The organism is Marivita geojedonensis, from assembly GCF_002115805.1.
Taxonomy (GTDB): Bacteria; Pseudomonadota; Alphaproteobacteria; order Rhodobacterales; family Rhodobacteraceae; genus Marivita; species Marivita geojedonensis.
Genome location: NZ_JFKC01000001.1, coordinates 108465 through 133961, shown reverse-complemented (window position 1 = coordinate 133961; position 25497 = coordinate 108465). Strand labels below are relative to the sequence as shown.

Annotated in this window: 33 protein-coding genes; 15 read left to right on the top strand and 18 right to left on the bottom strand. The window is 59.8% G+C overall.

Translation table 11 applies throughout. The features are described from left to right. Window positions 1-166 precede the first annotated feature (166 nt). From MGEO_RS00675 to MGEO_RS00665, 3 genes are read left to right on the top strand one after another with little or no spacing between them, the layout of a single operon-like run. Window positions 167-1021, top strand: coding sequence for a DMT family transporter (locus MGEO_RS00675; protein WP_085634768.1), 855 nt, complete (start codon window positions 167-169; stop codon window positions 1019-1021). Between the two features lie 39 nt (window positions 1022-1060). Then, entirely contained in the window at window positions 1061-1840 is a 780-nt protein-coding gene (locus tag MGEO_RS00670) for an esterase/lipase family protein (protein ID WP_143746206.1), read from the top strand. After that, window positions 1830-2978: an alpha-D-ribose 1-methylphosphonate 5-triphosphate diphosphatase gene (locus tag MGEO_RS00665; protein ID WP_085634767.1), complete on the top strand. Its 1149-nt coding sequence runs from the start codon at window positions 1830-1832 to the stop codon at window positions 2976-2978. The genes MGEO_RS00670 and MGEO_RS00665 overlap by 11 nt, the downstream gene beginning before the upstream one ends. A 40-nt stretch (window positions 2979-3018) precedes the next feature. On the opposite strand, the gene MGEO_RS00660 is transcribed toward MGEO_RS00665, so the two are convergent. From MGEO_RS00660 to MGEO_RS00650, 3 genes are all read right to left on the bottom strand, one after another. Next, window positions 3019-4089, bottom strand: a complete 1071-nt coding sequence (locus MGEO_RS00660) for a 5-(carboxyamino)imidazole ribonucleotide synthase (protein WP_085634766.1) — start codon at window positions 4087-4089, stop codon at window positions 3019-3021. Between the two features lie 9 nt (window positions 4090-4098). Beyond that, window positions 4099-4593 (bottom strand): 5-(carboxyamino)imidazole ribonucleotide mutase, encoded by a 495-nt coding sequence (purE, locus tag MGEO_RS00655; protein WP_085634765.1) that lies wholly within the window; start codon window positions 4591-4593, stop codon window positions 4099-4101. Between the two features lie 75 nt (window positions 4594-4668). Beyond that, window positions 4669-4893, bottom strand: coding sequence for a YdcH family protein (locus MGEO_RS00650; protein ID WP_085635224.1), 225 nt, complete (start codon window positions 4891-4893; stop codon window positions 4669-4671). Between the two features lie 163 nt (window positions 4894-5056). Here MGEO_RS00650 and MGEO_RS00645 point away from each other — a divergent pair, with 163 nt between their 5' ends. Continuing rightward, window positions 5057-5470 (top strand): Hsp20 family protein, encoded by a 414-nt coding sequence (locus MGEO_RS00645; RefSeq protein ID WP_085634764.1) that lies wholly within the window; start codon window positions 5057-5059, stop codon window positions 5468-5470. A 2-nt stretch (window positions 5471-5472) separates the two neighbouring features. Beyond that, window positions 5473-5700: a DUF1150 family protein gene (locus tag MGEO_RS00640; RefSeq protein ID WP_085634763.1), complete on the top strand. Its 228-nt coding sequence runs from the start codon at window positions 5473-5475 to the stop codon at window positions 5698-5700. A gap of 9 nt (window positions 5701-5709) precedes the next feature. Here the strand turns inward: MGEO_RS00640 and MGEO_RS00635 are convergent, their stop codons facing one another. The 4 genes from MGEO_RS00635 to trxB form a co-directional block, all read right to left on the bottom strand. Continuing rightward, window positions 5710-6543, bottom strand: coding sequence for a M23 family metallopeptidase (locus tag MGEO_RS00635; RefSeq protein ID WP_158090952.1), 834 nt, complete (start codon window positions 6541-6543; stop codon window positions 5710-5712). A 50-nt stretch (window positions 6544-6593) separates the two neighbouring features. Beyond that, a complete protein-coding gene (locus tag MGEO_RS00630) occupies window positions 6594-7187 on the bottom strand; it encodes a glycosyltransferase family A protein (RefSeq protein WP_170102888.1) in 594 nt (197 codons plus the stop codon). 208 nt (window positions 7188-7395) lie between these two features. Beyond that, on the bottom strand, window positions 7396-9111 hold the full coding sequence (locus tag MGEO_RS00625; protein WP_085634760.1) for a bifunctional sulfate adenylyltransferase/adenylylsulfate kinase: 1716 nt from the start codon (window positions 9109-9111) through the stop codon (window positions 7396-7398). Window positions 9112-9302: 191 nt separating this feature from the next. Next, window positions 9303-10307 carry a thioredoxin-disulfide reductase gene (gene trxB, locus MGEO_RS00620; RefSeq protein WP_085634759.1) on the bottom strand — a complete coding sequence of 335 codons (1005 nt, stop codon included), beginning with the start codon at window positions 10305-10307 and terminating at the stop codon, window positions 9303-9305. Window positions 10308-10508: 201 nt separating this feature from the next. Between trxB and MGEO_RS00615 the strand changes: the two genes are divergently transcribed. Further along, window positions 10509-11009 (top strand): Lrp/AsnC family transcriptional regulator, encoded by a 501-nt coding sequence (locus MGEO_RS00615; RefSeq protein ID WP_085634758.1) that lies wholly within the window; start codon window positions 10509-10511, stop codon window positions 11007-11009. Here MGEO_RS00615 and MGEO_RS00610 read toward each other — a convergent pair whose 3' ends face one another. From MGEO_RS00610 to lgt, 5 genes are all read right to left on the bottom strand, one after another. Beyond that, on the bottom strand, window positions 11010-11765 hold the full coding sequence (locus MGEO_RS00610; RefSeq protein WP_158090951.1) for a Hint domain-containing protein: 756 nt from the start codon (window positions 11763-11765) through the stop codon (window positions 11010-11012). Between the two features lie 258 nt (window positions 11766-12023). Then, the gene (locus MGEO_RS21310) at window positions 12024-12176 is read right to left on the bottom strand and encodes a hypothetical protein (RefSeq protein WP_158090950.1); all 153 of its coding nucleotides are present in this window, start codon (window positions 12174-12176) and stop codon (window positions 12024-12026) included. A 142-nt stretch (window positions 12177-12318) separates the two neighbouring features. Then, window positions 12319-13074: a peptidoglycan editing factor PgeF gene (gene pgeF, locus MGEO_RS00605; protein ID WP_085634756.1), complete on the bottom strand. Its 756-nt coding sequence runs from the start codon at window positions 13072-13074 to the stop codon at window positions 12319-12321. Next, window positions 13071-14147: a class I SAM-dependent methyltransferase gene (locus MGEO_RS00600; protein WP_085634755.1), complete on the bottom strand. Its 1077-nt coding sequence runs from the start codon at window positions 14145-14147 to the stop codon at window positions 13071-13073. The genes pgeF and MGEO_RS00600 overlap by 4 nt, the downstream gene beginning before the upstream one ends. Further along, the gene (gene lgt / locus MGEO_RS00595) at window positions 14144-15028 is read right to left on the bottom strand and encodes a prolipoprotein diacylglyceryl transferase (protein ID WP_085634754.1); all 885 of its coding nucleotides are present in this window, start codon (window positions 15026-15028) and stop codon (window positions 14144-14146) included. The genes MGEO_RS00600 and lgt overlap by 4 nt, the downstream gene beginning before the upstream one ends. Window positions 15029-15121: 93 nt before the next feature. Here lgt and MGEO_RS00590 point away from each other — a divergent pair, with 93 nt between their 5' ends. Next, window positions 15122-15367 carry an accessory factor UbiK family protein gene (locus tag MGEO_RS00590; protein ID WP_085634753.1) on the top strand — a complete coding sequence of 82 codons (246 nt, stop codon included), beginning with the start codon at window positions 15122-15124 and terminating at the stop codon, window positions 15365-15367. Between the two features lie 50 nt (window positions 15368-15417). Here the strand turns inward: MGEO_RS00590 and MGEO_RS21070 are convergent, their stop codons facing one another. Continuing rightward, complete coding sequence (locus tag MGEO_RS21070) at window positions 15418-15720, bottom strand: hypothetical protein (RefSeq protein WP_146132404.1); 303 nt, start codon at window positions 15718-15720, stop codon at window positions 15418-15420. A gap of 174 nt (window positions 15721-15894) precedes the next feature. On the opposite strand from MGEO_RS21070, the gene MGEO_RS00585 reads away from it, so the two are divergent. From MGEO_RS00585 to MGEO_RS00565, 5 genes are all read left to right on the top strand, one after another. Further along, window positions 15895-16395, top strand: a complete 501-nt coding sequence (locus MGEO_RS00585; RefSeq protein WP_085634752.1) for a type III secretion system chaperone family protein — start codon at window positions 15895-15897, stop codon at window positions 16393-16395. Between the two features lie 33 nt (window positions 16396-16428). Further along, window positions 16429-17244: a pyrroline-5-carboxylate reductase gene (proC, locus tag MGEO_RS00580; protein WP_085634751.1), complete on the top strand. Its 816-nt coding sequence runs from the start codon at window positions 16429-16431 to the stop codon at window positions 17242-17244. Next, complete coding sequence (locus tag MGEO_RS00575; RefSeq protein WP_085634750.1) at window positions 17237-17578, top strand: tRNA-binding protein; 342 nt, start codon at window positions 17237-17239, stop codon at window positions 17576-17578. Before proC ends, MGEO_RS00575 begins: the two co-directional genes overlap by 8 nt. Then, on the top strand, window positions 17575-18525 hold the full coding sequence (locus MGEO_RS00570; RefSeq protein WP_085635223.1) for a 2-hydroxyacid dehydrogenase: 951 nt from the start codon (window positions 17575-17577) through the stop codon (window positions 18523-18525). The genes MGEO_RS00575 and MGEO_RS00570 overlap by 4 nt, the downstream gene beginning before the upstream one ends. A gap of 118 nt (window positions 18526-18643) precedes the next feature. Then, window positions 18644-19762: a beta-ketoacyl-ACP synthase III gene (locus tag MGEO_RS00565; RefSeq protein ID WP_085634749.1), complete on the top strand. Its 1119-nt coding sequence runs from the start codon at window positions 18644-18646 to the stop codon at window positions 19760-19762. 55 nt (window positions 19763-19817) lie between these two features. Here the strand turns inward: MGEO_RS00565 and MGEO_RS00560 are convergent, their stop codons facing one another. Together MGEO_RS00560 and MGEO_RS00555 are read right to left on the bottom strand one after the other, a co-directional pair. Continuing rightward, on the bottom strand, window positions 19818-20315 hold the full coding sequence (locus MGEO_RS00560) for a PRC-barrel domain-containing protein (RefSeq protein WP_085634748.1): 498 nt from the start codon (window positions 20313-20315) through the stop codon (window positions 19818-19820). 98 nt (window positions 20316-20413) lie between these two features. Then, entirely contained in the window at window positions 20414-20995 is a 582-nt protein-coding gene (locus MGEO_RS00555; protein WP_085635222.1) for a thymidine kinase, read from the bottom strand. A gap of 295 nt (window positions 20996-21290) precedes the next feature. Here MGEO_RS00555 and MGEO_RS00550 point away from each other — a divergent pair, with 295 nt between their 5' ends. Genes MGEO_RS00550 through MGEO_RS00540 form a run of 3 tightly spaced genes read left to right on the top strand, consistent with a single transcriptional unit; the run spans window position 21291 to window position 22445 of the window. Next, window positions 21291-21749 (top strand): phage regulatory CII family protein, encoded by a 459-nt coding sequence (locus MGEO_RS00550; RefSeq protein ID WP_085634747.1) that lies wholly within the window; start codon window positions 21291-21293, stop codon window positions 21747-21749. Beyond that, window positions 21736-22119 carry a YigZ family protein gene (locus MGEO_RS00545; RefSeq protein WP_085634746.1) on the top strand — a complete coding sequence of 128 codons (384 nt, stop codon included), beginning with the start codon at window positions 21736-21738 and terminating at the stop codon, window positions 22117-22119. Before MGEO_RS00550 ends, MGEO_RS00545 begins: the two co-directional genes overlap by 14 nt. After that, a complete protein-coding gene (locus tag MGEO_RS00540) occupies window positions 22098-22445 on the top strand; it encodes a diacylglycerol kinase (RefSeq protein ID WP_085634745.1) in 348 nt (115 codons plus the stop codon). The genes MGEO_RS00545 and MGEO_RS00540 overlap by 22 nt, the downstream gene beginning before the upstream one ends. Here MGEO_RS00540 and MGEO_RS00535 read toward each other — a convergent pair. From MGEO_RS00535 to rimO, 3 genes are all read right to left on the bottom strand, one after another. Continuing rightward, window positions 22429-22818, bottom strand: coding sequence for a thiol-disulfide oxidoreductase DCC family protein (locus MGEO_RS00535; RefSeq protein ID WP_085634744.1), 390 nt, complete (start codon window positions 22816-22818; stop codon window positions 22429-22431). The genes MGEO_RS00540 and MGEO_RS00535 overlap by 17 nt on opposite strands. Before the next feature lie 143 nt (window positions 22819-22961). After that, window positions 22962-23909 carry a zinc transporter ZntB gene (locus tag MGEO_RS00530; RefSeq protein ID WP_085634743.1) on the bottom strand — a complete coding sequence of 316 codons (948 nt, stop codon included), beginning with the start codon at window positions 23907-23909 and terminating at the stop codon, window positions 22962-22964. Window positions 23910-23948: 39 nt separating this feature from the next. Beyond that, window positions 23949-25325: a 30S ribosomal protein S12 methylthiotransferase RimO gene (gene rimO, locus MGEO_RS00525; RefSeq protein WP_085634742.1), complete on the bottom strand. Its 1377-nt coding sequence runs from the start codon at window positions 25323-25325 to the stop codon at window positions 23949-23951. Between the last annotated feature and the right edge of the window lie 172 nt (window positions 25326-25497).

Sequence of the window (25497 nt, the reverse complement as noted above, 5' to 3'; positions counted from 1 at the left end):
GACCCAAGATCAACAGCAAAGGCGCCTTTGGGCGCCTTTGCTTTTTTGCGGATGACCGTCACACAAGGCCAACCCGCTTTCTTCGCAAAGCTGGTGGAAAGACGCGGGCAGGCGATCAGAAAATTCTGTTCTGGTAACTGTTCGCGCGCGGCGGTACGCAAATCGCATGAACCTCGTCCTGCTGACAGTCCTGACCATGATCGCGTTCGCATCGAACTCGATCCTCAACCGTGTGGCGCTGGCGAACGGGGATATCGACGCGGTGGTGTTCGGCGTCGTCCGGCTTTTCGCCGGGGCGACAATGCTGGCAGTGCTGGTTCTCTTGCGCGATCGAAAGCTCTCTCTTGGCGGGGCAGGGCGCAGCGTCGGCGTCGCCTCTCTTCTGATCTACATCTTTGGGTTTTCGCTTGCTTACGAAAGCCTTGATGCGGGCCTAGGTGCGCTGATCCTTTTTGGCCTTGTCCAGATCACGATGTTCGCAGGCAGTCTTATCGGTGGCGAGAGGCCCGCTCCGCGACGTTGGTTCGGAGCGGCGGTCGCTTTCGGTGGTCTGATCTGGCTCCTTTGGCCCGGTAGTTCCGTATCCCCGAGCCTGTGGCATGCCGGTCTCATGGCGATTGCCGGGGTCGCATGGGGTGTCTACTCCCTGAATGGACGGGGCACCTCGGATGCGCTGGGGGCGACTGCAGCCAATTTCTGTATCTCGGCAATGCTGGCTGCCTTGGGCGCGGCAGCGCTTTATGGCCTGACCGATCAGCTCTCAGGTGCCGTTGCCAGTACCTTTGGTCTGTCGATGGCGGTACTCGCCGGCGCTGTCACGTCCGGTTTGGGGTATGCCATGTGGTACACGGTTCTACCCAGCCTGCGGGGCAGTACGGCCGCCGTCACGCAATTGACGGTCCCGGTGATCGCCATTTCCGGTGGAGCGGTTCTTTTGTCGGAACCAGTGACATCGCGCCTTGTCGTGGCGGCGCTGATGGTGCTCGGGGGCGTGCTACTGGCCGTAACGTCGCGGCGCTGACCCCTTTCTAAAGGGATCGGCAAGGCGTATCTGAAGTCCATGCTTCGTTTTGCCATCCTGGCGATGCTCGCCCTTGTCCCGTCTTTGTCTGCCGCCCCTGCGCGTGCAGACTGCGTTATACTTCTGCATGGGTTGGCACGAACCGAGACATCTTTCGTGTTGATGCAAAACGTTCTCGAGGCCAAAGGCTACGTGGTTCAGAATCCGGGCTACCCATCGACAACCGCGCAGGTTCAGACACTGGTCGAAGAAACCCTGCCGGACGCGGTGCGCAGTTGTGGTGACGACCGCGTGCACTTCGTCACGCACTCGATGGGAGGGATTCTGTTGCGGGTGTGGCTGAAAGATAACCGGCCAGAGAACCTCGGTCGCGTTGTGATGCTGGCACCGCCCAATCAGGGTAGCGAGCTGGTCGATGAGCTGGGCGGGCTGGAACTGTTTGAATGGGTGAACGGTCCTGCGGGAATGCAACTCGGAACCTCGCCCAACGATCTGCCGAAGTCGCTGCCTCCGGTGAACTTTGACCTGGGAGTAATTGCAGGGACGCGATCGCTTAATCCATTCTTCTCCACGCTGATACCGGGAGAGGACGACGGCAAGGTGTCGGTTGAGTCCACCAAAGTGGCGGGTATGCGCGCTCACTTGTCGATGCCGGTCACCCATACGTTCATCATGCAAGCCCCGTCCGTAATCGCGCAGGTGGATCTGTTCCTGCGAACCGGGCAATTCGACCCCGAGCTTGATTGGACGGAAACCATCAATTCCGAGGAGTTGATCTGCATTTTTGGCATCTGCCCGGAGCCGCTCGATGACCATTGATTGCACCCTTGTTGGTGCTGAGGTCTTGACGACTGCTGGCTGGAGCACGGACCCGCTTCCGATTGCAGGCGGACTTGTCCAGGTCGCGCCGACAGGACGGGAGATCGATCTGAGCGGATACATTGTGCTTCCGGGAATAGTGGACCCGCATGGCGACGGGTTCGAGCGCCACATGGCGCCTCGGCGCGGAGCGCTCCGTGAGGCCGAATTTGGGGTGGTTGCCACAGCCGCAGAGCTTGCCGCGAACGGCATCACCACAGCGGTACTGGCGCAGTTCTTTTCCTGGGAGGGCGGCATGCGCGGCCCGGAGTTTGCCGATCATGTCTTCGAAAGCGTGACACGCGTGCGACCCACCGTCCCGATTGATTTGCGGCTTCAGCTACGCCTCGAAACGCATCTGATCGACGAATTCACCCGTGCCGAACACGCCATTGAACGGTTCGGGATCACCTATGTAGTCTTCAATGATCACTTGCCGCATCAGAGGTTGGCGGAGGGGCGAAAACCGCCACGGTTGACGGGGCAGGCGCTAAAGAGCGGACGCAGTCCGGAGGCGCATCTCGCGCTTATGCAAGACCTGCACGCCAGGTCATCAGAGGTGCCCGCAGCACTGGATCGACTTGCAGACAGGCTTTGCCGCCGCGGGATGGTTTTGGGCAGCCATGACGACCACACGTCGCAGGATCGCGCAGTATGGGCTGCACGCGGTGCAACGGTGAGTGAGTTTCCCGAAACGCTCGAGGCGGCCCGAGCTGCGCGTGCCGACGGGGCGCATATCGTTCTTGGTGCGCCCAATATCGTGAGAGGCGCGAGCCACGCGGGGAACATCGCAGCGGCAGAGCTTGTCAACGAAGGTCTGTGCGACGCGCTCGCCTCGGACTACCACTACCCTTCGCCGCTGCGCGCGGCCTTCCGATTGGAGGAACTGGGGATCTGCGATCTGGCAACCGCATGGCGACTTGTTTCAGCGGGGCCCGCACAGCTTTTGGGATTGCAGGATCGAGGCGAGCTTGCACCGGGAAAACGCGCTGATCTTATCGTGCTGGATCCCCAATCCCGGCGCGTGGTAACCACGCTGTCTGCGGGGCAGGTCGCGCACATGTCCGGCCCCATTGCTCAGCGATTTCTGAGCAGATGAGCGCTGCGCTCCTTCTTGAAAATATCTAACCTGTTGAAGATCAGGACCGCTTGATGTGGTTCACATGACCCATTTTCCGACCCGGCTCGGTTTCTGCCTTGCCATATAGGTGCACCGCACAGTCCGGTGTTCGGGCAAGGTCGGGTACGCGATCCATATCGTCACCAATAAGGTTTTCCATGACGATATCCGCGTAACGCCGACCATCGCCCAAAGGCCAACCGGTTATTGCGCGTATGTGCTGTTCGAACTGATCCACCGCGCAGCCATTCTGCGTCCAGTGACCGGAGTTGTGTACGCGCGGCGCGATTTCGTTCACGATCAGGCCGGCATCGGTGACAAAAAGCTCTACTCCAAGCACACCGACATAGTTGAGTGCGTTTGCGATTTTGGCCGCCAGAAGCACCGCGTCGGTACGCTGGCCTGCTGTGAGGCGGGCCGGGACAGTCGTCGTGCGCAGAATGCCTTCGCTGTGGACATTCTCGCCCGGATCGAACGCGGCAACGGCACCGTCAGGGCTGCGGGCGGCGATCACGGAAACCTCGTGAGAGAAATCGACGAACCCCTCGAGAATTGCAGGAGCGCCCTGCATATCGGCCAGTGCCTGAGCAGCATCATCGGGCGACATGATCCGCGCCTGACCCTTGCCATCATACCCAAACCTGCGGGTCTTCAGGATTGAAGGTGTCCCAATCCGCTGGAGCGCGGCATAAAGGCTTGCTGCATCGGTGATATCGGCGAACGGTGCGGTTTGAAGCCCGAGTTCCTGAAGAAAGGATTTTTCGGTCAGTCGATCCTGACTGATGCGCAGTGCTTCGCGCCCCGGATGGATCGGAGCGAGATCCTGAAGCAGGTCCAGCGCCGCGGTGGGGATGTTTTCGAACTCGTAGGTGATGACGTCGACAGATTTGCCGAAGGCGCGCAATGCGCTTTCGTCTTCGTAGGTGGCGGTCGTTACCTGATCAGCCACGTGCCCGGCGGGTGGGTTGGCTCCCGGTTCATAGATGTGGCTGCGAAATCCCAACCGGCTGGCTGCAACCGAAAGCATTCGGCCCAGCTGACCACCGCCGATGATGCCGATCGTCGACCCAATAGGAAGCGCATGCGTCATAGCTTTGCCCTATCCGTCATCAGAGGGCGCATCGGGGATCGATGCCGACAGATCGGTGCGCCACTGATCAAGCCGCGCTGCCAGATCAGGGTCCTGCAACGCCAATATGCCAGCTGCCATCAATCCGGCATTTGCGGCCCCAGCACTCCCGATGGCCATCGTAGCCACGGGAAATCCTCGCGGCATCTGCAGGATGGAGTAAAGACTGTCCACCCCGGACAGAGCACGGGTCTGCACCGGAACACCAATCACCGGAACACGGGTTTTCGATGCCATCATGCCGGGCAGATGCGCAGCACCTCCGGCCCCGGCAATAATCACCTGCAAACCCCGAGCCACTGCCGTTTTGCCATAGTCCCAGAGACGGTCCGGTGTCCGGTGCGCGGACACGATTTTCGCTTCGTAAGGCACCTTGAGCGCATCGAGCATGTCAGCGGCTTCCTTCATCGTCGGCCAGTCTGACTGACTGCCCATGATGATGCCTACTTTGATCTTTTCTGACATGGCAAAATGGCCCCTTCAGGTGTTCGGAGCGCGCACTATAGCCAGATCGGACCAAGGGGCAACTCAGGTCCGTCCTCAGGCGATGATATCCGGCAACAAGCGGTCTTCGATCAGGGCGATCTTGTCTTTGAGCATCAGCTTTTTCTTCTTGAGGCGTTGGAGCGTCAGCTGGTCCGCTGTTCCCGTTTCCTGAAGTGCACGGATGGCCTCGTCGAGGTCGCGATGTTCACGGCGGAACACCTCGAGTTCGACTTTCAGAACATCGTCCGTCTTCATCGACAGGTCAGTGGGTGCATTCATTGAACTGTGCCGTCCCCAAAAAGTGGCATGGGCTTTGAAGATAACCGCAATAAGCGATTCCGCAAAGCCCTTGCGTCCGGCCCGATGCACCCCCATATTTCATGCAAACCGGTCGCCAAAACGGGGCCGTGGCAACACAGTCGCTTATGCAAAGGACGTGTCGATGACGAAACTGACCTTGGGTTCCTATCCCCATCTGCTCGGGTTCGAGCAACTGGAACGTCTGCTGGAACGCACCGCAAAATCCGGCAACGATGGGTACCCTCCCTTCAATATCGAACAGACTTCTGACGGGTCCTACCGGATCACGCTCGCTGTTGCCGGTTTTCGGGAACAGGACCTCAGCATAACCGTTGAGGACAGACAGCTTGTGATCCGAGGCCGTCAGCACGACGACAGCGCCGAAAGGGTGTTTCTGCACCGCGGGATCGCCGCACGCCAGTTTCAGCGGAGCTTTGTGCTGGCTGATGGGGTCGAGGTCGGCGAGGCGATCATGGAAAATGGGCTGCTGCATGTCGACTTGACGCTGTCACGACCCGAGACCGTTGTGCAGACAATCCAGATCAGGAAGGGATAACCATGAACACACCGTTCGATTTCAAAGACGCTGAAAAGTCCAATATCGTTTATGTTCGTCCCGTCGCCGTCGCGGATTTGCCCGATGAGGTGCGTGATGAGTTGGGGGATCAGAAAACGATCTATGCCGTACACCGCGCGGATGGGGAGCGTCTTGCACTCGTGAAAGATCGCAAGCTGGCGTTCATGCTGGCACGTCAGAACGACTTTGCGCCGGTAACCGTCCACTGACGCGCTGTATTATCTGAGCACTGTCCCTTTCGGGGGGCAGCGCATCGCGCCGCCGGATGTGGCGAAACGGAAAGGCAGGGTCTCGCTCTCCACGCCTCTGGAGCCTTTCACAACATCAAAATGCAGATGTGGCCCGGTCGATTGCCCCGTATTGCCCGAATACCCGATCAGGGTTCCGGCACGCACTGTTTGCCCGATGCGCACCGCAGCGCCACCCTGCTTCAGATGGAAATACTGTCCCAGCGTTCGGTCCGAGTGCTGAATGATGATGTGGTTGCCATCGTCACGGTATTTCGATCCGGCACCGCCGCGCCGGGAATCCTCCTTCACCTCGACAACCGTTCCCGCCCTTGCCGCGTGGATCGGTGTGCCGATGGGCATGTCGATATCCACGGCATACCGCACCGCGCCTCGATGAGAGAAAGCACCGTTGCAGCTTTGTCCGACATTGAAAGCGGCACCCGGCGCAAAGGGCAGCTGGTAGGCGACACTGTCGTCATGCCGGGCAGTGATATCACCGCGGCTCCAGGTGAAATCATAGCGGTAGGACCATGCGGCGTTACGATGCTGCGCCAATGTGAACAACTCGACCTTTGTCTTTCCCTGCAGGACGAAAGGTCCTGCCCCGCCTTTCACGCGACGAAGATTGGTCGTGCTGACCTCGATATTCAGGGTCACAGGAAGACGGGCATGACGGTTTTCGGCAAGAAATGTGATTTCGCCGCCTGATTGCACCGTTTCAATGCAGACCTGCCCGAATTTTTCATCGCAGACACGTTCTGCAAACGCGACGCCCGGCAACGCGAAGAAAAGCGCCAAAAGAAACACTCGGAATTGGGACACGACACAATCTCCACTCGATGGCTTCATTGGGCCACGGGTTCCCTTTTGTTTCAAGGGCCGCTGCTCTGGATCGGCGGCCATAAGCCAAACAGGTCCGTCAGTGCATCGGCGCAGGCTTGATTGGCTTCGGCACGTGACAGCCCGTGAACCACATCCGTTTGCAGGCTCGGTCCGTCCTCTGGCAGCGGAGTGCAAAGAAGACGGGCTTGGGGCACCTTTCGGATTGGGATATTGCGCAGCGCCAAATGACCCGACAGCCAGATGTCATCGGCGGCATATCCCGCTTCGGGTACTTCGAACACGCGGTGATCGAACATGTCGCGATGCACCAGAACCCCGGCAAATCCCTGCGCGATCATGTCGTAAGGGGCTTTCGCGTGGCGCTTGATCCGGGACACCGGAAAGGTGGAAACCGCAACTGCCTCGCTTTCGCTATCGCGCGCATTCATCAGCGTTTCGGCCCACTCTGGCGCGTAGACGCAATCGTCGTCACAATAGAGCACTTCATCGGTGCCGGGGGCATCAAGCACACCAAGCAGTTTACTCGCAGGCCCGAAATCCCGTGCGATCAGGTTCAGTGTCACGCCTTTCGGAAGGTCAAGTGCCGAGACCTCCCCGACAAATCTGCGATATCGATGCGGCACGGACAGCACAACGCGCACCGGTATTGTTTGAGCAAGCAAGCTTTCCAAAACCCGGCCAAGACGTTTGAAGCGCGGCGGGATAGTGGTGAGCGCGAGTGTCAGCACATCAAGGAACCGTCTGCAGTGTTTTCCGGATCCAGTTACGCAAAAACGCGGCACTTGTGGAAGTGCCGCGTTTCAAAACAAAACCAAACCTTTGCTGGAGTGCTTACTGCCCTGCGATCAGTCCAAGGCTTTCCAGCTTCAGAATGACCTGATGTGCGCAGTTGTCGACCTCAACATTCTCGGTCTCGACCCGCAATTCCGGGTTCTCCGGTACATCATACGGGTCGGAAATCCCGGTGAATTCCTTGATCTTGCCTTCGCGTGCCAGCTTGTAGAGTCCCTTGCGGTCGCGGCGTTCGCACTCTTCGATGCTCGTCGCGACGTGCACTTCGATGAATGCGCCGAATTGTTCGATCTCTTCGCGGACGGCACGGCGGGTGGTTGCGTAAGGCGCGATCGGCGCGCAGATCGCGATACCACCATTCTTGGTGATCTCGGACGCAACATAGCCGATACGACGGATGTTCAGGTCGCGGTGTTCCTTGCTGAAGCCCAGCTCCGACGACAGGTTCTTCCGCACGATGTCACCATCAAGCAGCGTCACCGGTCGACCGCCCATTTCCATCAGTTTGACCATAAGCGCGTTGGCGATGGTCGATTTCCCCGAACCCGAGAGGCCGGTGAAGAACACGGTAAAGCCCTGTTGCGACCGCGGCGGTTTTGTTTTGCGCAGTTCCGCGACAACCTCGGGGAACGAGAACCATTCCGGGATGTCGAGACCTTCTGAAAGGCGGCGACGCAATTCGGTGCCCGAGATATTGAGGATGGTTACATCGTCCTTATCGGCGATCTCGTCCATCGGCTCGTACTGGGCGCGCTCCTGCACGTAGACCATATGTTTGAAATCGACCATCTCGATGCCGATTTCCGCCTCGTGTTCGCGGAACAGGTCCTGTGCATCGTACGGACCGTAGAAGTCCTCACCCTTGGAGTTCTTGCCTGGGCCGGCGTGGTCGCGGCCGACGATGAAATGCGTGCAACCGTGGTTCTTGCGGATCAGCCCATGCCAGACGGCCTCGCGCGGACCGGCCATACGCATGGCAAGGTTGAGCAAAGACATTGTCGTGGTCGATTGCGGATACTTGTCCAGCACCGCCTCGTAGCAGCGCACGCGAGTGAAGTGATCCACGTCGCCGGGCTTGGTCATGCCCACCACGGGATGGATCAAGAGGTTTGCTTGCGCTTCTTTGGCGGCTCGGAAGGTCAGTTCCTGGTGCGCGCGGTGCAGCGGATTGCGTGTCTGGAACGCCACCACCTTGCGCCAGCCCAGCTTGCGGAAATAGGCGCGCAGTTCGTTCGGCGTGTCGCGACGGGCGCGGAAATCGTAGTGCACAGGCTGCTGGATGCCCGTCACCGGACCACCCAGATAGACTTTGCCCGCTTTGTTGTGCAGGTAGTTCACTGCAGGATGCGCATCGTCATCCGCCCCGAACACCTTTTCCGCCTCGCGCGCTTTGTTCGGCACCCAGCGGTCGGTCACTGTCATGGTGCCCAGGATCACGCCCTCCTGATCGCGCAGCGCAATATCCTGCCCGATCTCCAAGCTGTCGGCAAAAGACTCAGAGACATCCAGAGTGATCGGCATCGGCCAAAGCGTGCCGTCCGTAAGCCGCATGTTCTCGACAACGCTGTCGTAGTCTTCTTCGCTCAGGAACCCTTTTAGCGGGTTGAAACCGCCATTCATCAGGAGTTCGAGGTCGCAGATCTGGCGCGGCGTCAGATCATGGCTGACAAGGTCTGCTGCTTCCACCTTGAGCTTCTGCGCGCTGTCATATGACACATAAAGTTCTGGGATCGGGGCAAGGTTTTGGGGATACATTCGTCTGCTCTCGGATCAAATTTGCGCGCTGGTTACGCCCGCATCGGGACAGAAGTCCAGTGACAAGGTCGCGCAGCGCCCTAATTCGGGAAAATGTGCGGAATTTACGCCAGTTCTGAAAATGCTTTACTGAAAAAGCGTCAAAGTCTTGGAATACGGGTCGGGCCTAATGGTCCGACCCGTTTGATTTCCTACTCCGCCGCAGGTGCCTCGGCGCCGTAGCCCAATGGCTCCGAGACGTCCTTGCCCGCATCGTCGCCATGTTCCGCGAGGAACCGTTCCGCTTCAAGTGCCGCCATACAGCCCATACCCGCCGAGGTGACCGCCTGGCGGTACTTGTGATCGGTCAGGTCTCCTGCCGCAAACACGCCGGGGATCGAGGTTTCAGTGCTGTCGGGCTTTGTCACGACATAGCCCCCCATATGGGTTTCGAGCACATCCTTGACCAGTTCGTTCGCTGGAGCATGACCGATTGCGATGAACACGCCCTTGCAGGGGATCTCTGTGATCTCGCCTGTTTCAACATGCTTGACCCGCACAGCTTCGACACCTTTCGGCATGTCCGTGCCAATCACTTCGTCCAGTTGATGGTGCCACAGAGTTTCGATTTTGGGGTTCTTGAACAACCGATCCTGAAGAATCTTTTCCGCGCGCAATTCATCGCGGCGGTGGATCAGGGTGACCTTGGACGCGAAATTGGTCAGGAACAGCGCTTCTTCCACCGCGGTGTTACCACCGCCGATCACGACGATTTCCTGCCCGCGGTAAAAGAACCCATCGCAGGTGGCGCAGGCCGACACGCCGAACCCCTTGAAAGCTTCTTCCGACGGTAGGCCCAGCCACTTCGCCCGCGCACCCGTCGCAAGGATGAGCGCATCAGCGGTATAGACGGTGCCGCTGTCAGACTGCGCAGTAAACGGTCGTTTCGACAGGTCGAGCGATGTGATGAGGTCGCCGATGATCTCTGTTCCCATGGCGCGTGCATGCGCTTCCATGCGCACCATCAGGTCCGGCCCCTGAACTTCGGTATCACCGGGCCAGTTCTCGACTTCGGTCGTGGTGGTCAGCTGACCGCCTGGCTCCATGCCCTGAACAAGGATCGGTTCCAGCATGGCGCGACTGGCGTAAACACCGGCGGTATACCCGGCCGGGCCGGACCCGATGATCAGAACTTTGGTGTGGCGTGTTTCGGACATGGCAGCCTCGCGTCGCAGAGAACGGTTTTTGTGAACCCCGGATATATGCGCCCATCGGCATCTTCGCAAATCAATGCGCTGCGGTCGCGGGAAAAATCCAGTGACAGAAAGTTGCGGAAAGATTGTTGCGCAATGTTGAAACAATATTGCGTGGAGTGAAGCTATGCTATAATAATGCCGAAAAAGCAGGGGTGCTTCAGGATGCCGTCACATCGGTTGGATCCAATAGATCGCAAGATTTTGGCAGAGCTTCAAGCCGACGGTCGCATGACCAACGTCGAGCTTGCGCGCCGTGTCGGAATTTCGGCTCCGCCGTGCCTGCGTCGCGTCCGGACGCTGGAGGAACAGGGTTTCATCCGCGGTTATCATGCAGAGGTCGATCCGCGCGAATTGGGTTTCGAAGTCCAGGTCTTCGCGATGGTTGGGTTGCAGAGTCAGGCCGAAGCGGACCTCCGCGCGTTCGAGGATCGTTGTCGCAGCTGGCCGCTCGTACGCGAGTGTCACATGCTCAACGGAGAAGTGGATTTCATCCTGAAATGCGTGGCACCTGATCTCAGCACGTTCCAGAGCTTTCTGACCGGTGATCTGCTGACCTCGCCAAACGTGGGCAGCGTCAAGACCTCGCTGGTCATTCGCGGCGCAAAGGACGAACCTGGTGTGCCTTTTGATGTGCTTGAGGCGCGTCTCGGGGACGCTGACTGATCAGGCGACCCGCAAGGTCTCGATGACATCGCGTGTTGTCCGCGGGAATGCCAGATCGCCGAATGCATCCAGATCGTTCAGATGCCGGAACATGGATTTCAACACGTTCTTCACCGATGCGCCGATTTCGGGGCCAGTGATCCGGCCCGGATGATAGCTTTCAAGCTCGTGTCCGTTTGCTCTGATGATGCCGTGCCGCTGCAGTGCGAAGTGATACAACTGCACCGAGCCGGGCGGAGTCACACGCAAAATCCGGTCGCCATCGACATAATCCGACGCCGGGGCCAGAACAGCGTCACAGTTCAGAAGGTCGCTGAACCGGTCCTGACGGACCACAAGACGTGCGGCAGGACCAAGAAGAAGATCGCTTTGATCTATTCCGTACCCGGGCAGGCGCAGCAGATGGGTCAATGACGTGGTGTCGCCACCAAAATCCGGTAGGTAACTGGTGCTGCCTTTCCAGACAACGGGTTGCGGCCCACGGTGCGTTTCGACCAGATCTCCAGGGATCAGGTCTTCAACGGCAATGGGGCCCATCACGGTTGAAATCAGGGTGCCACGCGCAAAAGCTGAAGCGCAGGCTTCGAAGGTCGGCGTAGCGGGAACGGTGAACGAGGACTCGAAGATCGATTGGTCAGAGAGAATGGCGGCAGCCTCGATTGTGCGCGTGAGAGGAACGTCGCTACGAGGCTGCCCGTCGAACGTGGCAACTTGATCATTGGAAACCGCATAGGCATCGAAATCCGTCGTCGTCATGCGATCGGTCGAGGAGTGAGCCATGTGATCCCTTCAACGTTGAGGTCACATCCGCGTTGGCCCCCACCAACAACACCAGAATGACGGTGCGATTTCGTAAAAGAAAGATGGCTCAGTCATGTTTGATTCGTCAAAAAACAACGAAAATTGGCCGCGAAAGCGCGGCCAATCGGGGAAAAACTGATGGATTGTGTGAGAGGCGCAAACAAGTCCGCCACAATTCGCGTCAATTGTGGCCGAGCTTTCCGGATTTGAGGGTCAGGCCCGCTTGCGCACAGGTTGATGCGCTGTCTCGGCTTTGATACGTGCGAACATTGCCTTGCGCGCCGCGCCGCGCTGGAATGGAAGCGCCGGCATGTCCTCGTTCGAGGTTGCGACGACAGAGGCGATGAATTTCGAGGTGCGCGACATTGGACTGCTCCGATGGGTATTCGTTCGTTTCGTTGAGAGCAATTAACTGTCGCAATGAGGCGCGTTTGTGACCTAACGTGGACAATACCGGTATATTCCTGTGATTGATTAGGGCATCGCGCCAATGCCCGTCGTCTGACCTTTACAGTCGGATGACCGATATCAATCGTCCGTAATCCGCCTCCCGTGCATGGGTTGCGCGGCGATAGGAATAGAACCGTTCAGCATCCGAATACGTGCAGTGCCGAGTCCATTCCGCAGTCACACCCGCGCTGCGCAGTCTGTGCAGGCCAAAGGCCGGAAGATCGAAATGGAACTTGTCATTCGATCCGTTGACGAAGAAGCGCGCATATTGCGGATCTTCGGCAAGAAAGGCGTCAAGAAACTCCGGACCCACCTCATAGGCGCGCTGACTGATGCTCGGGCCGATAACAGCCACGATATTGTCGCGCTCCGCTCCCAGAGCCACCATCGCATCGACCGTCGCTTCCAGAATTCCGTCCAGCGCACCGCGCCAGCCCGCATGTGCCGCGCCGATCACCTGTGCCGTGTGGTCAGCAAAAAGGACGGGTTGGCAATCTGCAGTAAGAATCCCCAGCCCGACGCCGGGTGTGCTCGAAACCATGGCATCCGCCTTCGGCTTCGGATCGCCCACTGGGCCATCGACCGTCTGCACGTGAGCGGAGTGGGTCTGATGGACGGTAACGAGGTGTTCTCCCGGTACCTGCATAGCGTCAGCCACGCGGGCTCGGTTGATCGCGACGATCTCGGATTGGTCAGATGACCCGGTTCCGCAGTTGAGTCCGGAAAAGACACCAGAGGAGGCGCCGCCGCGACGGGTGAAAAAACCATGGCGCAGGGCACCGAGGCTGTCTGACGTGATGATTTCGAGCGTCATGGATCCAGTCCGGGCGGAGGCGACTCGCTGCCGGGATAGAGGCCCAGCACCTTGAACAGGGAACCCATTTCATCGGGGTGGGTCAACCGCCGATGTGCGGCGACATGTGCATCGAGCTCAGCGCCATCCAGAGCTTTCGCAAGGGTCTGCGCGCGGGGTGTTATTCCGAGCCGCTCGAGAAAAACACCTTGGTTTGTCATCTGGCTTGCCGCGCAGCCGGCAAGCAGTGCCGCTCGGGCCAGCGCTTCGAAATCCACATGCGCGGTCAGGTCCGCACGCCCCGGTTCTTCAAATGGGTCGACCGGACGATGCGCCCTCACCGCCTGGAAGGTGTCACCGTCCGAGTGCCAGCCGCCGTAGTCGAGGATGAGCGCCATGCCACCGTGCCGGACAATTCTTCGCGCAATCGCATCGATCACGGCGGTTCCGTGCGCACAGGTCTCCACCAGAGAGCCCGGCTCTGTATCGCTCAGCCGACGTTCGAGCGCGTCGATGGGCGCGGGGGCACTCAAACCCCGTTGCAAAGAACCATCGTCGGCCACGCCCACCATGACCTCGCGCCAGCCTTTCGGATCGCGTTGGAATTGTCGGATTGGAAGTGCGTCGAAGAACTCGTTCGCGATGACGAATACAGGTTGGTCCTCAGGCAACGTCTCAGCGGTGTCGTGCCACTCGGGTCGATGCGCGGGCAGCGCCTTCGCCTGCAGACCGCGCATCCGGTCAGAGGCTTCCAAAAGATGCACCTGCGCTGCAGAATGAAATCCAGGCACCTTCACGGTGGCTCGCATGATATCCGCGATCAGAGTACCGCGACCGGGCCCCAGCTCGATCAGGGCAAACCGTTCCGGCGCGCCCTGATCCAACCAGGCCTGTGCAACGCAAAGGCCGATCACCTCGCCGAACATTTGGGAAATTTCCGGAGCGGTGGTGAAATCGCCATCTACACCCAACGCATCCTGTGTCGTGTAGTAGCCATGCTCGGGATGGAGCAGACAGGCCGACATATACTGCGCCAAAGTCATTGGCCCGGTCGCCTTGATCTGCTGTCGTAGTATCTCTGCAAGCGCGGTCATGTGCGTTTTGCCGTCATCCAGAGGTAAAAGCCGACCAGGATCATTGGCAGCGACAGCATCTGGCCCATGGTAAATCCGTATCCGGCCACATGCCACGCAAGGCCAAGTGGATTGCCCTCGGACACGAACTGCGCATCCGGCTGTCGCACGAATTCCACCAAAAACCGCGCCACGCCGTAACCGCCGATGAAAAGGCCGACGATGCGCCCGGGAATACGGAGCGCTCCCCGGTGAAACGCCAGCCAGAGCAGAACCGAACCTAGCAACAGGCCTTCCAGCAGCGCCTCGTACACCTGCGATGGGTGTCTTGCGCACACTTCGCCAAGCGCCTGCCCACAGGCTTGCGCCGCTTCGCCAGGAAACTGAACGCCCCATGGCAAGTCCGTCGGTCGCCCCCAAAGCTCTGCATTTATGAAATTCGCGATGCGACCCAGAAACAGCCCCGGAGGTGTCGCCAGCGCCATCATGTCCGCTGCAGGGCGCAGAGGAATCCTTGCTCTGAGGCAGAAGACCAGAGCTGCTGCGATGACGCCGACAAGTCCTCCGTGAAACGACATCCCGCCTTGCCAGATGGCAAGTATCTGGCTCGGATTGGCGAGGTAATAGCCCGGCTGATAAAACAGAACAAAGCCAAGGCGACCGCCAAGAATGATCCCGAGGATGACCCAAGTCAGCAGTTCCTCGACCTGTTCAGGACGCATGGGCGGGGAGTCATCCGCCCACAGTGGCGCGCGCTTGACGGCCGCAACCGCAATGCGCCACCCGATCAGAATGCCTGCGATATAGGCCAGCGCGTACCAACGCAGCGCAAATTCCATCCCGAAAATCGAGATCGAAAACAGCTCGGGCGAGACATTCGGGAAAGGCAGGCCGGTCGACATGCGCGCAGATGGTCATTGCTCTGCGGCGAAGTCAACCTTGTGCCGTGCTGGTCGGAAGCCCATATAGAGAACAAGCAAACGCCGGAGACACATATGCAAACGCGCAACAAGGTATTCGAAGATCTGTCGCAGCTGATGACCAACGCCATGGGCGTGGCGCAGGGTGCCAAGGACGAGGCGGAAACGGCGATGAAATCAATGATCGATCGCTGGCTGGCCGACCGTGATTTTGTCACACGGGAAGAGTTTGATGCAGTCCGTGCAATGGCCATGAAAGCGCGCGAAGAAAACGAAACGCTTAAAGCCCGCTTGGACGCACTGGAAGCGGCCAAGAAGTAATCCACAGGTCCGCTGAATACGACTGATTGGATTGCGCCAAAGTTGAATCATCAAAAAGGACGATGCGTAAACGCATCGTCCTTTTTGCTTTTCGCAGATAGATACGCCATCCCCGCCCCATTGATCGACGATTGCGAGAAGCGCTCGCCACGAAGCTGAACCTGAGACGCACGGTGACGTTTTCCGCTTTGGGAATCCTGCTCAAATTTTAGACAGTCTCTGGCCGGACGCGCGCCAAAGCAATTTTGCGATTGTGATGCGTCCTGATCGCGGTTTCGCAGGTGTGCGCACAAGGCGACCACTTTTTGCGTGGTTTTATCCACAATTTGTGGCACTATTCGCGTCCACCACATCTGCTGGACTTCTCCACAACTTATTGGGCTTATCCCCGAAATATCGCTTTACGCAGCGGCTCGGCCCATGCAGCATATGTTGTAGGGGGACGGCGATCCAACGCAGCCCCTAGAGCAGGCACCGAGAGGTAGGGCACAGCCCGCCTTTCCGCACAGGCAACAGGAGGCGGCATCATGGCCCTGTCCGAGCAGTATCTTGAAGACGACATCCACCCGATCGATATCGTTGAACACATCGCCGAGCATCACGACTGGGATTTCGACCGTATTGCGGAAGATCAGATCGCGATGGCGGTCGAAGGCCAGTGGCGGACCTATTCGATCACTCTGGCGTGGTCGCCCTACGACGAAACCCTGCGCTTGATCTGCACCTTCGACATGGACCCGCCGGCTGACCGGATGCCCGCGCTCCATGCCGGACTGAACCTCGTGAACGACCAGTGCTGGGCCGGGGCTTTCACCTATTGGGAAGAGGCCAAGCTGATGGTCTATCGCTACGGTCTGGTTCTGGCTGGTGGCAATGTCGCCAGCGCCGAGCAGATCGACACGATGATCAATTGCGCGGTGATGAGTGCGGAGCGCTATTACCCTGCCTTCCAGCTGGTTGTCTGGGGCAACCGCGATCCGAAAGATGCACTTGAGGTCGCCATTGCAGAGGCCTACGGCCGCGCGTAACACTGGCCCCCAACGCAAAACGTGGGGGGCATCATGCAGAATTCCGATATCGCCAAGCGCGGTCTGGTTCTCTTGGGTTGTGGCAAGATGGGATCAGCCATGCTCGAAGGTTGGCTGGCCGGGGGATTGCCTGCCAGCTCGGTTTGGGTCAACGATCCCAACCCGTCCGACTGGGTGCAGGCGCAAGGCGTACATCTGAATGCCGGTTTGCCGGAAAGCCCGGCGATTGTGCTGGTTGCCGTCAAACCGCAGATCATGCGCGATGCGCTGCCCACGCTGGCACCATTGGGCAATGGCGACACGCTGTTCCTGTCGGTCGCGGCGGGTATCACCATCGCCACCTTCGAAGAGATGCTGGGGGACAAGACCCCGGTGATCCGGTCCATCCCCAACACGCCCGCCGCCGTAAAGCAGGGGATAACCGCGATCATCGGCAATGCGCAGGTCTCTGAGACGCAGATGCAGCAGGCCGAGACATTACTGTCCGCTATCGGCCAGACGGTGCGTCTTGAGGCCGAAGATCAGATGGATGCGGTCACTGGTCTCAGCGGATCTGGCCCGGCCTATGTGTTCCACATGATCGAGTGTCTCGCCCGCGCCGGGGAGGCGCAAGGTCTGGCCCCCGAACTGGCGATGACGCTGGCCAAAGCCACCGTCGCAGGCTCTGGCGCGCTGGCGATGCAGGCCAATGAAACCCCAAGCCAGCTGCGGGTTAACGTCACAAGCCCCAATGGCACCACGCAGGCGGGGTTGAACGTGCTGATGGATGAAGAGACCGGCTTGCCGCCACTCATCGCGCAGACCATCGATGCGGCAACGAAGCGGTCCAGGGAACTGGCCAATGGCTGATCAGATCACGTTCGACGATTTCATGAAGGTCGATATCCGGGTTGGCACCGTCATTCAGGCTGAACCGTTCCCAGAGGCCCGCAAACCTGCGATCAAGCTTTGGGTCGATTACGGCGACGAGATCGGCGTCAAGAAATCCTCGGCACAGATCACGGTGCACTACGACCCGGAAACGCTGGTCGGCAAAAAGGTCATGGGCGTCGTCAATTTCCCTCCACGCCAGATCGGGCCGTTCATGTCCGAAGCGCTTGTGCTTGGCTTCTATGATGCAGGTGAGGCCATCGTCCTGGCCGTACCCGACAAAGACACACCAAACGGAGCGCGCCTGTGCTGACTCTGCTGATCACCCGCAAACTTCCTGATCCGGTTCTGAACAAGGCCCGAGAGGTCTTTGATGTCACCGTGCGCGACAACACCGCGCCGCTGAGCCGCGAAGAACTGATCCAGAGCCTGTCGGCGTATGACGTGGTGCTCCCCACCTTGGGTGACGCCTATCGTGCGGACATTTTTGATGCGGTGCCGGAGAAACGGACCAAGCTGCTGGCGAATTTCGGGGTGGGGTACAACCATATCGATGCCGCCGCCGCGCGCGCGGCGGGGATTGAGGTGACCAACACCCCCGGAGCGGTGACTGACGCCACCGCTGACATCGCTTTGACCCTGATGCTCATGACCTGCCGCCGCGCCGGTGAGGGCGAACGCTTGGTGCGGGCAGGGCGGTGGGAAGGCTGGCATCCCACACAGCTCTTGGGCCTGCACATGTCCGGCAAGACCTTGGGTGTGGTCGGGATGGGGCGCATCGGCCAGGCCATCGCGCGACGCGCGCATTTCGGTTTTGGCATGGCGGTGAAGTATTACAACCGATCCCCGAGAGAGATGCAGTTCCCTGCCGAACAGGTGCCCAACCTGACCGATCTCGCGGCTCAGGTAGATGTGATGGTGGTCGCCGTGCCTGGCGGGGCAGAGACTCACCACCTGATTGACGCTGCGGTCCTGACCGCCATGCAGCCGCACGCCCATCTGGTGAATATCGCGCGCGGGGACGTTGTGAACGAGGCTGATCTGATCGCGGCTCTCTCCGAAGGCCGGATCGCCGGAGCAGGGCTCGATGTCTACGAGTTCGAGCCGAAGGTGCCGCAGGCGTTGATCGATATGGAAAACGTCACGCTCCTGCCGCATCTGGGCACGGCCGCGCTTGAGGTGCGGACTGCGATGGGGCTGATGGCGGTCGACAATGCGATTGCCTTTGCCAAGGGGCAGGCGCTCCCCAATGCAGTTTAGGCTTCGCGGCGCAGGTGAAAACGTGATCCGACCTGAAGGCTTTGCAGTTGCGCAGCGTCGCACTTGACCCCGACGCGCGCGTGCAGTCTGGTCCCTGCACGCAAAAAGGACCCGAGCCATGATCCAGCCCGCCATCACCGGAAGCGGTGTGTTCACCCCTGAGAACACCATCACCAATGATGAACTCGTGGTGGCTTTCAACGCCTATGCCGATCGGATCAATGCCGAAAACGCCGACGCGATTGCTGCGGGCGAGATCGAAGCGGTACCCCATTCCAGTGCCGATTTCATCGTTTCCGCCTCGGGGATCGAACAGCGCTACGTGATGGACAAGACCGGTGTTCTGGACCCCGGTCGCATGTTTCCGCATCTGCGGGCGCGTTCCGACGACGAACCGTCGATCATGGCGGAAATGGCGGTCGATGCGATCACCAAGGCGCTGGCGCAGGCCGGGCGCGCGGCATCCGAGGTCGATCTGGTGATCTGCGCCGCGTCGAACCACGAACGCGCATATCCGGCGATTGCGGTAGAGATTCAAAGCCTGATCGGCGCCGGCGGTTTTGCCTTTGACATGAACGTGGCCTGTTCCTCGGCCACCTTCGGCATTCAGGCGGCGGCGGATATGGTGCGCTCGGGCTCGGTCAAATGCGCCATCGTGGTGAACCCCGAGATCTGTTCCGCCCATCTCGAATGGCGCGATCGGGACTGCCACTTCATCTTCGGCGACGTGGCCACCGCTGTGGTCATCGAACCCGACGCCAATGCCAGGGGGGCGCATTTCACCATCCACGGCACGCGCTGCGCGACCGAGTTTTCCAACAATATCCGCAACAACAACGGTTTCCTGCGCCGCACCCGCGACCAGATGGAAGACCGGCGGGACATGCAGTTCATGCAGAACGGGCGTAAGGTGTTCAAGGAAGTGCTGCCGATGGTGTCGGCGCATATCCTCGGCCATCTCGAGGACGAAGGCTGGCAGGCCGACTGCCTGAAACGGCTGTGGCTGCATCAGGCGAACAAGACGATGAACGATTTCATCGGAAAAAAGGTTCTGGGTCGCACACCCGAGCCGGGTGAACAGCCGAACATCCTGCAGGACTATGCCAACACGTCCTCGGCGGGATCGATCATCGCCTTTTCGAAATACTCCGGTGACATGCAACCGGGGGACCGAGGGGTGATCTGTTCCTTCGGCGCTGGATACTCCGTCGGCTCTGTCCTGGTCGAGCGCGCCTGAGCACAAAAAAGAGGGCCGATCGGCCCTCTTTCCGTCTTGATCAAAGCCGGAGACGTCAGTTCCAGAAGCCTTCATCGACAGATTCCATCTGCTCGAGTGCCTCTTCGCTGTGCTTGGTCACGAACGCATAGGTGCGGTCGTCAACAGCAACGAGGTTCACATCGGAGATCGGGATCATCACGTGCTTGTCAGCGATGTCGAGGAACCCACCGACCTCGGCGACGATACCGATCATCTGGCCGTCCTTGTTCAGGATGATGTCTTCGATTTCACCGATATCGTTCCAGTCTGCGCCAATTTCGGAATAGACGGTGTCCATCGACCAACCTTCGTCATTGGCGGCATTGGTGGTGTAGACGTCGCCACCCGTGATGTCGCGAGTGCGGATCAGGTTTGCCGGATCGTCGAGCGACATGTTGGTCGCCACACTGGTCTCCATCATCGGAGTCGCCGTGGAACGCTCTGTCGTCATTTCGCCGGCCGAATGGCTGCCGGCCCATGCGCCGGATGTTGCGACGGTCAGTGCAAGTGCGCTTGCGAAGAACTTGGTCATGCTAACCTCCTGGGCTGTGTTGCTTCTGCGATCACAACCGAGGCTCATGGCAGGATGTTCCACGATATATTTTTGATGTGTTAGGGAACTTTTTCGGATCAGAGCGAACCGGTTTCCTGCCGCCAATGCTTGCGACAGAGGCTGACATAGGTTTCGTTGCCGCCGATCTGCACCTGCGCGCCTTCGGTCATAACCCGACCCTGATCGTCCTTGCGCACCACCATCGTCGCCTTGCGACCGCAATGGCAGATCGTGCGCACCTCGCGCAGCGAATCTGCCAGCGCCAGAAGCGTTGCGGACCCGGGAAACAGTTGGCCCTGAAAATCCACCCGCAACCCATAGGCCATCACAGGCACACCCAGATCATCCGCAACCCGCGCCAGTTGCCACACCTGATCCGGTGTCAGGAATTGCGCCTCGTCGATGAAAATACAGGCCAGCTCCGTCTCGGCCAGAACATCCTTGATCCGGGCAAACAGATCATCTGAAGGCGAAAACGTGTCCGCCTCGCGCGCAAAGCCGATGCGCGACCCGATCTTGCCCTGACCGGCGCGGTCGTCGAAAGCCGCCGTCATGCGATAAACCGACATCCCGCGCTCTTCGTAGTTGTGCGCAGCCTGAAGCAGCAGGGTCGATTTGCCTGCGTTCATGGTGGAGTAGTTGAAATAGAGCTTCGCCATGCCTCGCCATGTGCCGCAACCCGCCCCGGCGCGCAAGAGCGGGAAAAGCGGGATGCGTGCGGCCATCGTTTCCGCGAGTGGCAATACCTGGCACGGCCTGCGTCGCATTCCGTGCTGACAACACCTGCACGCATCCCAGATCGGGCCGTTCTACCTTGAGTCGAAACCGTGCCCCATGTGCCTTGGTGCCCGACTAATTCGGGTCTGGTTCTGCTGTGCCATTGCATTACGATCAAAGTCAGGGGAAAGAAGCTGTTGAGTTCCCACTCCTCCGGGAACGCGTAGGGGGTTCGAAATGCCGACATTTGGTCCGTATCTGAAAAAACACACCGAACTGCTGGTCAAAGACGTTGGCATCGAAAAAGCCTGCGAACTTACAAGGAAGTCCAAGGCGACCCTCGGACGGTACTACGCGGACCACGATGAACATGCCGACCGGTTCATTCCGGTCGATGCGGTTGCGGCGCTTGAACAGGTATCAAGCTATCCGCATGTGACCTCTGCCCTTGCCGAACTGAATGGTATCACGCTGTCTTTTGACGAACGCCGGGACAACACGGCCGGGAAGGGTGGCGTGAACTCAGATGTGGTCGCACTCAGCCAGCGGTTCGCGATGTTGATGTCGGAATACCACCAGTCCATCGAAGACGGTGTGATCAGCGCCAACGAAGCCCGACGCCTCCTGCGCGAAACACTTGCGCTGCAGCAGGTACTGGTCGACATGAAACTGCATCTGGAAGATGAAACAGTTTGAAGGCGTCATCTCCGACCGCGGCTCCAAATACGCGGTGAGTGGCGGGCCAGCCGCCAGCCGGGAGGCGGCACAGGCTTTCCTTAAAGAGCTCAAGCGCAGCAAGAAATACGCCAAGGCCACGCACAACAGCTGGGCCGTCGTTTCTTCTGATGGCACCCCGCTGAAGAACGATGATGGCGAAGGCGGTGCGGGGCAGATCATCCTGCAAATGCTGGAACGCGAAGGGCTGACCGATCACGTCATCGTCGTCACCCGCTGGTACGGTGGCAAGCACCTTGGCGGAGATCGTTTCCGCCATGTTCAGGATTGCGTGCGCCACTACCTCGATCACTCACAGGAGGCCGCCGGATGGAGTTCTTCCACAGACTGAAACTGCGCTGCATCTGGTCCTGGGCCGGATGGTTGGCAACCTGGCGATCCGAACACAGCTTCCGCAGCTGGGTCTGGGCAAATCTCGTCTCCGCCGCACTGGCGCTGGTCCTGCCGCTGACCCCGGCGGAACGCGCGCTGATTCTTGCGCTGGGCATCCTGGTGCTTGCCGTCGAGCTTCTGAACACCGCCATCGAAGACGCCATCGACTACATCTCGACCGAACAGCACCCGCTTGCCAAACGCGCCAAGGACGCGGGCAGCGCGGGGGTGGCCGTGGCCTCGATTGCTGCCGGGGTGGCGTGGGTGGTCATCCTGATTGGCTGATCTGGCGCGCTTTGCGCCGCAGATGCCAGCGATAGATCATCGGGGCCAGAGCGTGGTCATAGATCGCCGAGGCCATCTGCCGGATGCCCGGCAGCCCGACGATCCGTGCCAGCCAACGATAGCGCGGCATCTCGCGCCACAGTACAAGAAACGCCGGTACGCCACTGGTGAGTTTACCATCACGCAACACGTATAGCCGCCTCGCCGCGCTGTCCTCGTCGATCCCCCACGCTGCCCGATCCGGCCCGTTCAGATCGTCAAAGCGGATCGGAAGCCCCTCGCGGTGCGCGTAGGCGGCGTAGTGGTTGATCTCGAACGAACAGACGGGGCACTGATCGTTGAAAAGAACGCGGGTTTCGGACGTTTCTGCCATAATGCTGAGCTATGTCTCTCCGCCCCGACGACAAGGGAACGGCCTCGGGCCTTCTCTGTTTTCTAAATACCTCGGGGGAGTCCGCCGCAGGCGGACGGGGGCAGCGCCCCCAACGCGGTCGTAACAGGTACATCAGTGGCGGATCAGAAAAGCTTGAACTTCCGGAACAGCAGGTATTCCAACACGCCGATGATCGCGATGACGCCGCAGATGATCCAGAACCCATGGGGACTTTGTGCCAGCGGCACACCGCCAACATTGATTCCCAAAAGACCGGTCAGAAAACTCAGTGGCAGAAAGAACGCGGCCACCACGGTCAGCACCAGCATCTGTTGGTTCATCGCCTCGGACCGTACGTCCAGCAGATGGTCCTGCACGACTTGGCATCGCTCCCGGATCATGTCCAGTTCCTCGCACAGCCGCGTCAACCGATCCACTGCCTCGCGCAGATGTGCCGAAGCCAGCGTGGGAATCCAGTCGAACCCTTCAACCTCCAGCGTTGTCAGCGCATCCCGCTGTGGGAAGAGATGCCGCCGCAACGCGATTGCCATCCGACGGGTTTCGGAGACGGCGGCGCGGGTGTGGGCGATGTCGCTGTCTTTGAGAGCATCCTCGACCTGATCGAGTTCTTCATTCAGATCAGCGATCACCGGCTCTGCCCGGTCCACCAGACGCAGGGCAATGCTGGCAAGCATGGCGCCCGTCGTCACCGGTGCACGGTCGCTTGCCACCGCACTTACGACGTCATCCAGTGCACCCAGTGGGCGGATACCAACGCTGATGATGCGGGATTGCTCGATCCAGACCCGAAGCGAGATCATGTCCTCCGGGTCGGCCCCTTCGATCAGGTTTACACCGCGCAGGATTACAACTGCGCCGTCCCCATGCGGCGTGCAGCGTGGTCGGGTCTCCGTGGCTGACAGAGCCGCCACCACAACCGGATCGAGCGAGAGCTGGGCCAATTCCTGCGCCGCGTAATCCACATCACCCTGCACATGTGTCCAACGATAGGCGTAGTCGTCCGCGCCATCTGCCACCGCTTTGCCCGTTCGCGACACGAGGTGGCTGAAGCTGTGATTGTCCGGTCTCATGACGTCACTTTACAACGACCGGCCGGCAACGCACGTCTTTTAGGAAATGCGCTGCCCCCAAAGGTCGTATTCGCCTGCCTCGTCCACCTCGACCGTGACGATCTCTCCCACCGACAGACCCTCGGTGCCATCGTCGATGAAAAGGTTGCCGTCAATCTCGGGCGCGTCGGCCTTGGTGCGGCAGGTGGCAATGCCGTCTTCGTCGATATCGTCGATGATGACATCCATGCGCCGCCCGACCTTGGCCGCCAGCTTGGCCTCGGAAATGGCCTGCGCCTTTTCCATGAACCGGTCCCAGCGCTCCTGCTTGACCTCGTCCGGGACATGATCCGGCAGCGCGTTCGACCGGGCGCCGGCGACGTTTTCGTATTGAAAGCACCCGACGCGATCCAGCTGCGCCTCGTCCATCCAGTCCAGCAGGGTCTGGAACTCGTCTTCGGTCTCGCCGGGATAGCCGACGATGAAGGTCGAGCGCAGCGTGATGTCGGGGCAGATGTCGCGCCAGGCCGCGATTTCGTCCAGTGTCCGGGCGGCAGCGGCAGGGCGGGCCATGCGTTTCAGCGTGTCGGGATGCGCGTGCTGGAACGGGATGTCGAGGTAGGGCAGCACCAGACCATCCGCCATCAGCGGCACAAGCTCGCGCACATGCGGGTACGGATAGACGTAATGCATCCGCACCCACGCGCCCAAGCTGCCAAGATCACGGGCCAGCGACAGGATCGGGAATTTCTCGTCTCGGTCTTTCCAGTCCGTGCCATAGGCCGAGGTGTCCTGCGAAATCACAAGCAATTCCCGCACACCCGAGTCGACCAGCTTTTCCGCCTCGCGCAGAACCGCTTTCGCCGGGCGCGACGTCAGCAGACCGCGCATGTCCGGAATGATGCAGAACTTGCAGGTGTGATTGCAGCCCTCGGAAATCTTCAGATAGCTGTAATGGCGCGGCGTCAGCTTCACGCCCGAGGCGGGAAGCAGGTCGATGAACGGATCGGGATCGGGCGGCACGGCGGCATGCACCGCGTCCAGCACCTGTTCGTATTGATGCGGGCCGGTCACGGCCAGCACCTTGGGATGCGCGCCGGTGATGTAGTCCGGTTCTGCCCCCAGACAGCCCGTGACAATCACGCGGCCATTTTCGGTCAGGGCCTCTCCAATGGCCTCCAGGCTTTCCGCCTTGGCGGAATCGAGGAACCCACAGGTGTTCACGATCACCGCGTCTGCCCCGGAATAATCTGGACTGATCCCGTAACCTTCGGCGCGCAGCCGGGTCAGGATGCGTTCGCTGTCCACCAGAGCCTTGGGGCAACCCAGCGACACCATGCCGATGGTGGGCTGACCGGCGCGCGGCGTGTCGGAAAAGCGCGCAGAGGGCGCAAGATCGGGGCGAAGGGAGGGCGGGTTCTGGGACATGCGCGGCATATAGAGATTTGCTGTTCGTGGGGGAAGGGCCGAATGCAACCAGCGCTCAGACATTATGCGCACGAATGCTTGCCAAACCCGATGCCGGTGCCGTCACCTGTTTTCGGGGCAGGTGAGCGCATGTCCCATTTTCCGAGAACGTCTTAAGCGCTAAGACAGGGCTCTGGTATCT

What these genes read in the sequence shown, in the direction of transcription:
- MGEO_RS00675 (WP_085634768.1), top strand. Translation starts at nt 167, where the DNA reads ATGAACCTCGTCCTGCTGACAGTCCTGACCATGATCGCGTTCGCATCG.
- MGEO_RS00670 (WP_143746206.1), top strand. Translation starts at nt 1,061, where the DNA reads ATGCTTCGTTTTGCCATCCTGGCGATGCTCGCCCTTGTCCCGTCTTTG.
- MGEO_RS00665 (WP_085634767.1), top strand. Translation starts at nt 1,830, where the DNA reads ATGACCATTGATTGCACCCTTGTTGGTGCTGAGGTCTTGACGACTGCT.
- MGEO_RS00660 (WP_085634766.1), bottom strand. Translation starts at nt 4,089, where the DNA reads ATGACGCATGCGCTTCCTATTGGGTCGACGATCGGCATCATCGGCGGT.
- purE (WP_085634765.1), bottom strand. Translation starts at nt 4,593, where the DNA reads ATGTCAGAAAAGATCAAAGTAGGCATCATCATGGGCAGTCAGTCAGAC.
- MGEO_RS00650 (WP_085635224.1), bottom strand. Translation starts at nt 4,893, where the DNA reads ATGAATGCACCCACTGACCTGTCGATGAAGACGGACGATGTTCTGAAA.
- MGEO_RS00645 (WP_085634764.1), top strand. Translation starts at nt 5,057, where the DNA reads ATGACGAAACTGACCTTGGGTTCCTATCCCCATCTGCTCGGGTTCGAG.
- MGEO_RS00640 (WP_085634763.1), top strand. Translation starts at nt 5,473, where the DNA reads ATGAACACACCGTTCGATTTCAAAGACGCTGAAAAGTCCAATATCGTT.
- MGEO_RS00625 (WP_085634760.1), bottom strand. Translation starts at nt 9,111, where the DNA reads ATGTATCCCCAAAACCTTGCCCCGATCCCAGAACTTTATGTGTCATAT.
- trxB (WP_085634759.1), bottom strand. Translation starts at nt 10,307, where the DNA reads ATGTCCGAAACACGCCACACCAAAGTTCTGATCATCGGGTCCGGCCCG.
- MGEO_RS00615 (WP_085634758.1), top strand. Translation starts at nt 10,509, where the DNA reads ATGCCGTCACATCGGTTGGATCCAATAGATCGCAAGATTTTGGCAGAG.
- MGEO_RS00610 (WP_158090951.1), bottom strand. Translation starts at nt 11,765, where the DNA reads ATGACGACGACGGATTTCGATGCCTATGCGGTTTCCAATGATCAAGTT.
- MGEO_RS21310 (WP_158090950.1), bottom strand. Translation starts at nt 12,176, where the DNA reads ATGTCGCGCACCTCGAAATTCATCGCCTCTGTCGTCGCAACCTCGAAC.
- pgeF (WP_085634756.1), bottom strand. Translation starts at nt 13,074, where the DNA reads ATGACGCTCGAAATCATCACGTCAGACAGCCTCGGTGCCCTGCGCCAT.
- MGEO_RS00600 (WP_085634755.1), bottom strand. Translation starts at nt 14,147, where the DNA reads ATGACCGCGCTTGCAGAGATACTACGACAGCAGATCAAGGCGACCGGG.
- lgt (WP_085634754.1), bottom strand. Translation starts at nt 15,028, where the DNA reads ATGTCGACCGGCCTGCCTTTCCCGAATGTCTCGCCCGAGCTGTTTTCG.
- MGEO_RS00590 (WP_085634753.1), top strand. Translation starts at nt 15,122, where the DNA reads ATGCAAACGCGCAACAAGGTATTCGAAGATCTGTCGCAGCTGATGACC.
- MGEO_RS21070 (WP_146132404.1), bottom strand. Translation starts at nt 15,720, where the DNA reads ATGTGGTGGACGCGAATAGTGCCACAAATTGTGGATAAAACCACGCAA.
- MGEO_RS00585 (WP_085634752.1), top strand. Translation starts at nt 15,895, where the DNA reads ATGGCCCTGTCCGAGCAGTATCTTGAAGACGACATCCACCCGATCGAT.
- proC (WP_085634751.1), top strand. Translation starts at nt 16,429, where the DNA reads ATGCAGAATTCCGATATCGCCAAGCGCGGTCTGGTTCTCTTGGGTTGT.
- MGEO_RS00575 (WP_085634750.1), top strand. Translation starts at nt 17,237, where the DNA reads ATGGCTGATCAGATCACGTTCGACGATTTCATGAAGGTCGATATCCGG.
- MGEO_RS00565 (WP_085634749.1), top strand. Translation starts at nt 18,644, where the DNA reads ATGATCCAGCCCGCCATCACCGGAAGCGGTGTGTTCACCCCTGAGAAC.
- MGEO_RS00560 (WP_085634748.1), bottom strand. Translation starts at nt 20,315, where the DNA reads ATGACCAAGTTCTTCGCAAGCGCACTTGCACTGACCGTCGCAACATCC.
- MGEO_RS00555 (WP_085635222.1), bottom strand. Translation starts at nt 20,995, where the DNA reads ATGGCGAAGCTCTATTTCAACTACTCCACCATGAACGCAGGCAAATCG.
- MGEO_RS00550 (WP_085634747.1), top strand. Translation starts at nt 21,291, where the DNA reads ATGCCGACATTTGGTCCGTATCTGAAAAAACACACCGAACTGCTGGTC.
- MGEO_RS00545 (WP_085634746.1), top strand. Translation starts at nt 21,736, where the DNA reads ATGAAACAGTTTGAAGGCGTCATCTCCGACCGCGGCTCCAAATACGCG.
- MGEO_RS00540 (WP_085634745.1), top strand. Translation starts at nt 22,098, where the DNA reads ATGGAGTTCTTCCACAGACTGAAACTGCGCTGCATCTGGTCCTGGGCC.
- MGEO_RS00535 (WP_085634744.1), bottom strand. Translation starts at nt 22,818, where the DNA reads ATGGCAGAAACGTCCGAAACCCGCGTTCTTTTCAACGATCAGTGCCCC.
- MGEO_RS00530 (WP_085634743.1), bottom strand. Translation starts at nt 23,909, where the DNA reads ATGAGACCGGACAATCACAGCTTCAGCCACCTCGTGTCGCGAACGGGC.
- rimO (WP_085634742.1), bottom strand. Translation starts at nt 25,325, where the DNA reads ATGCCGCGCATGTCCCAGAACCCGCCCTCCCTTCGCCCCGATCTTGCG.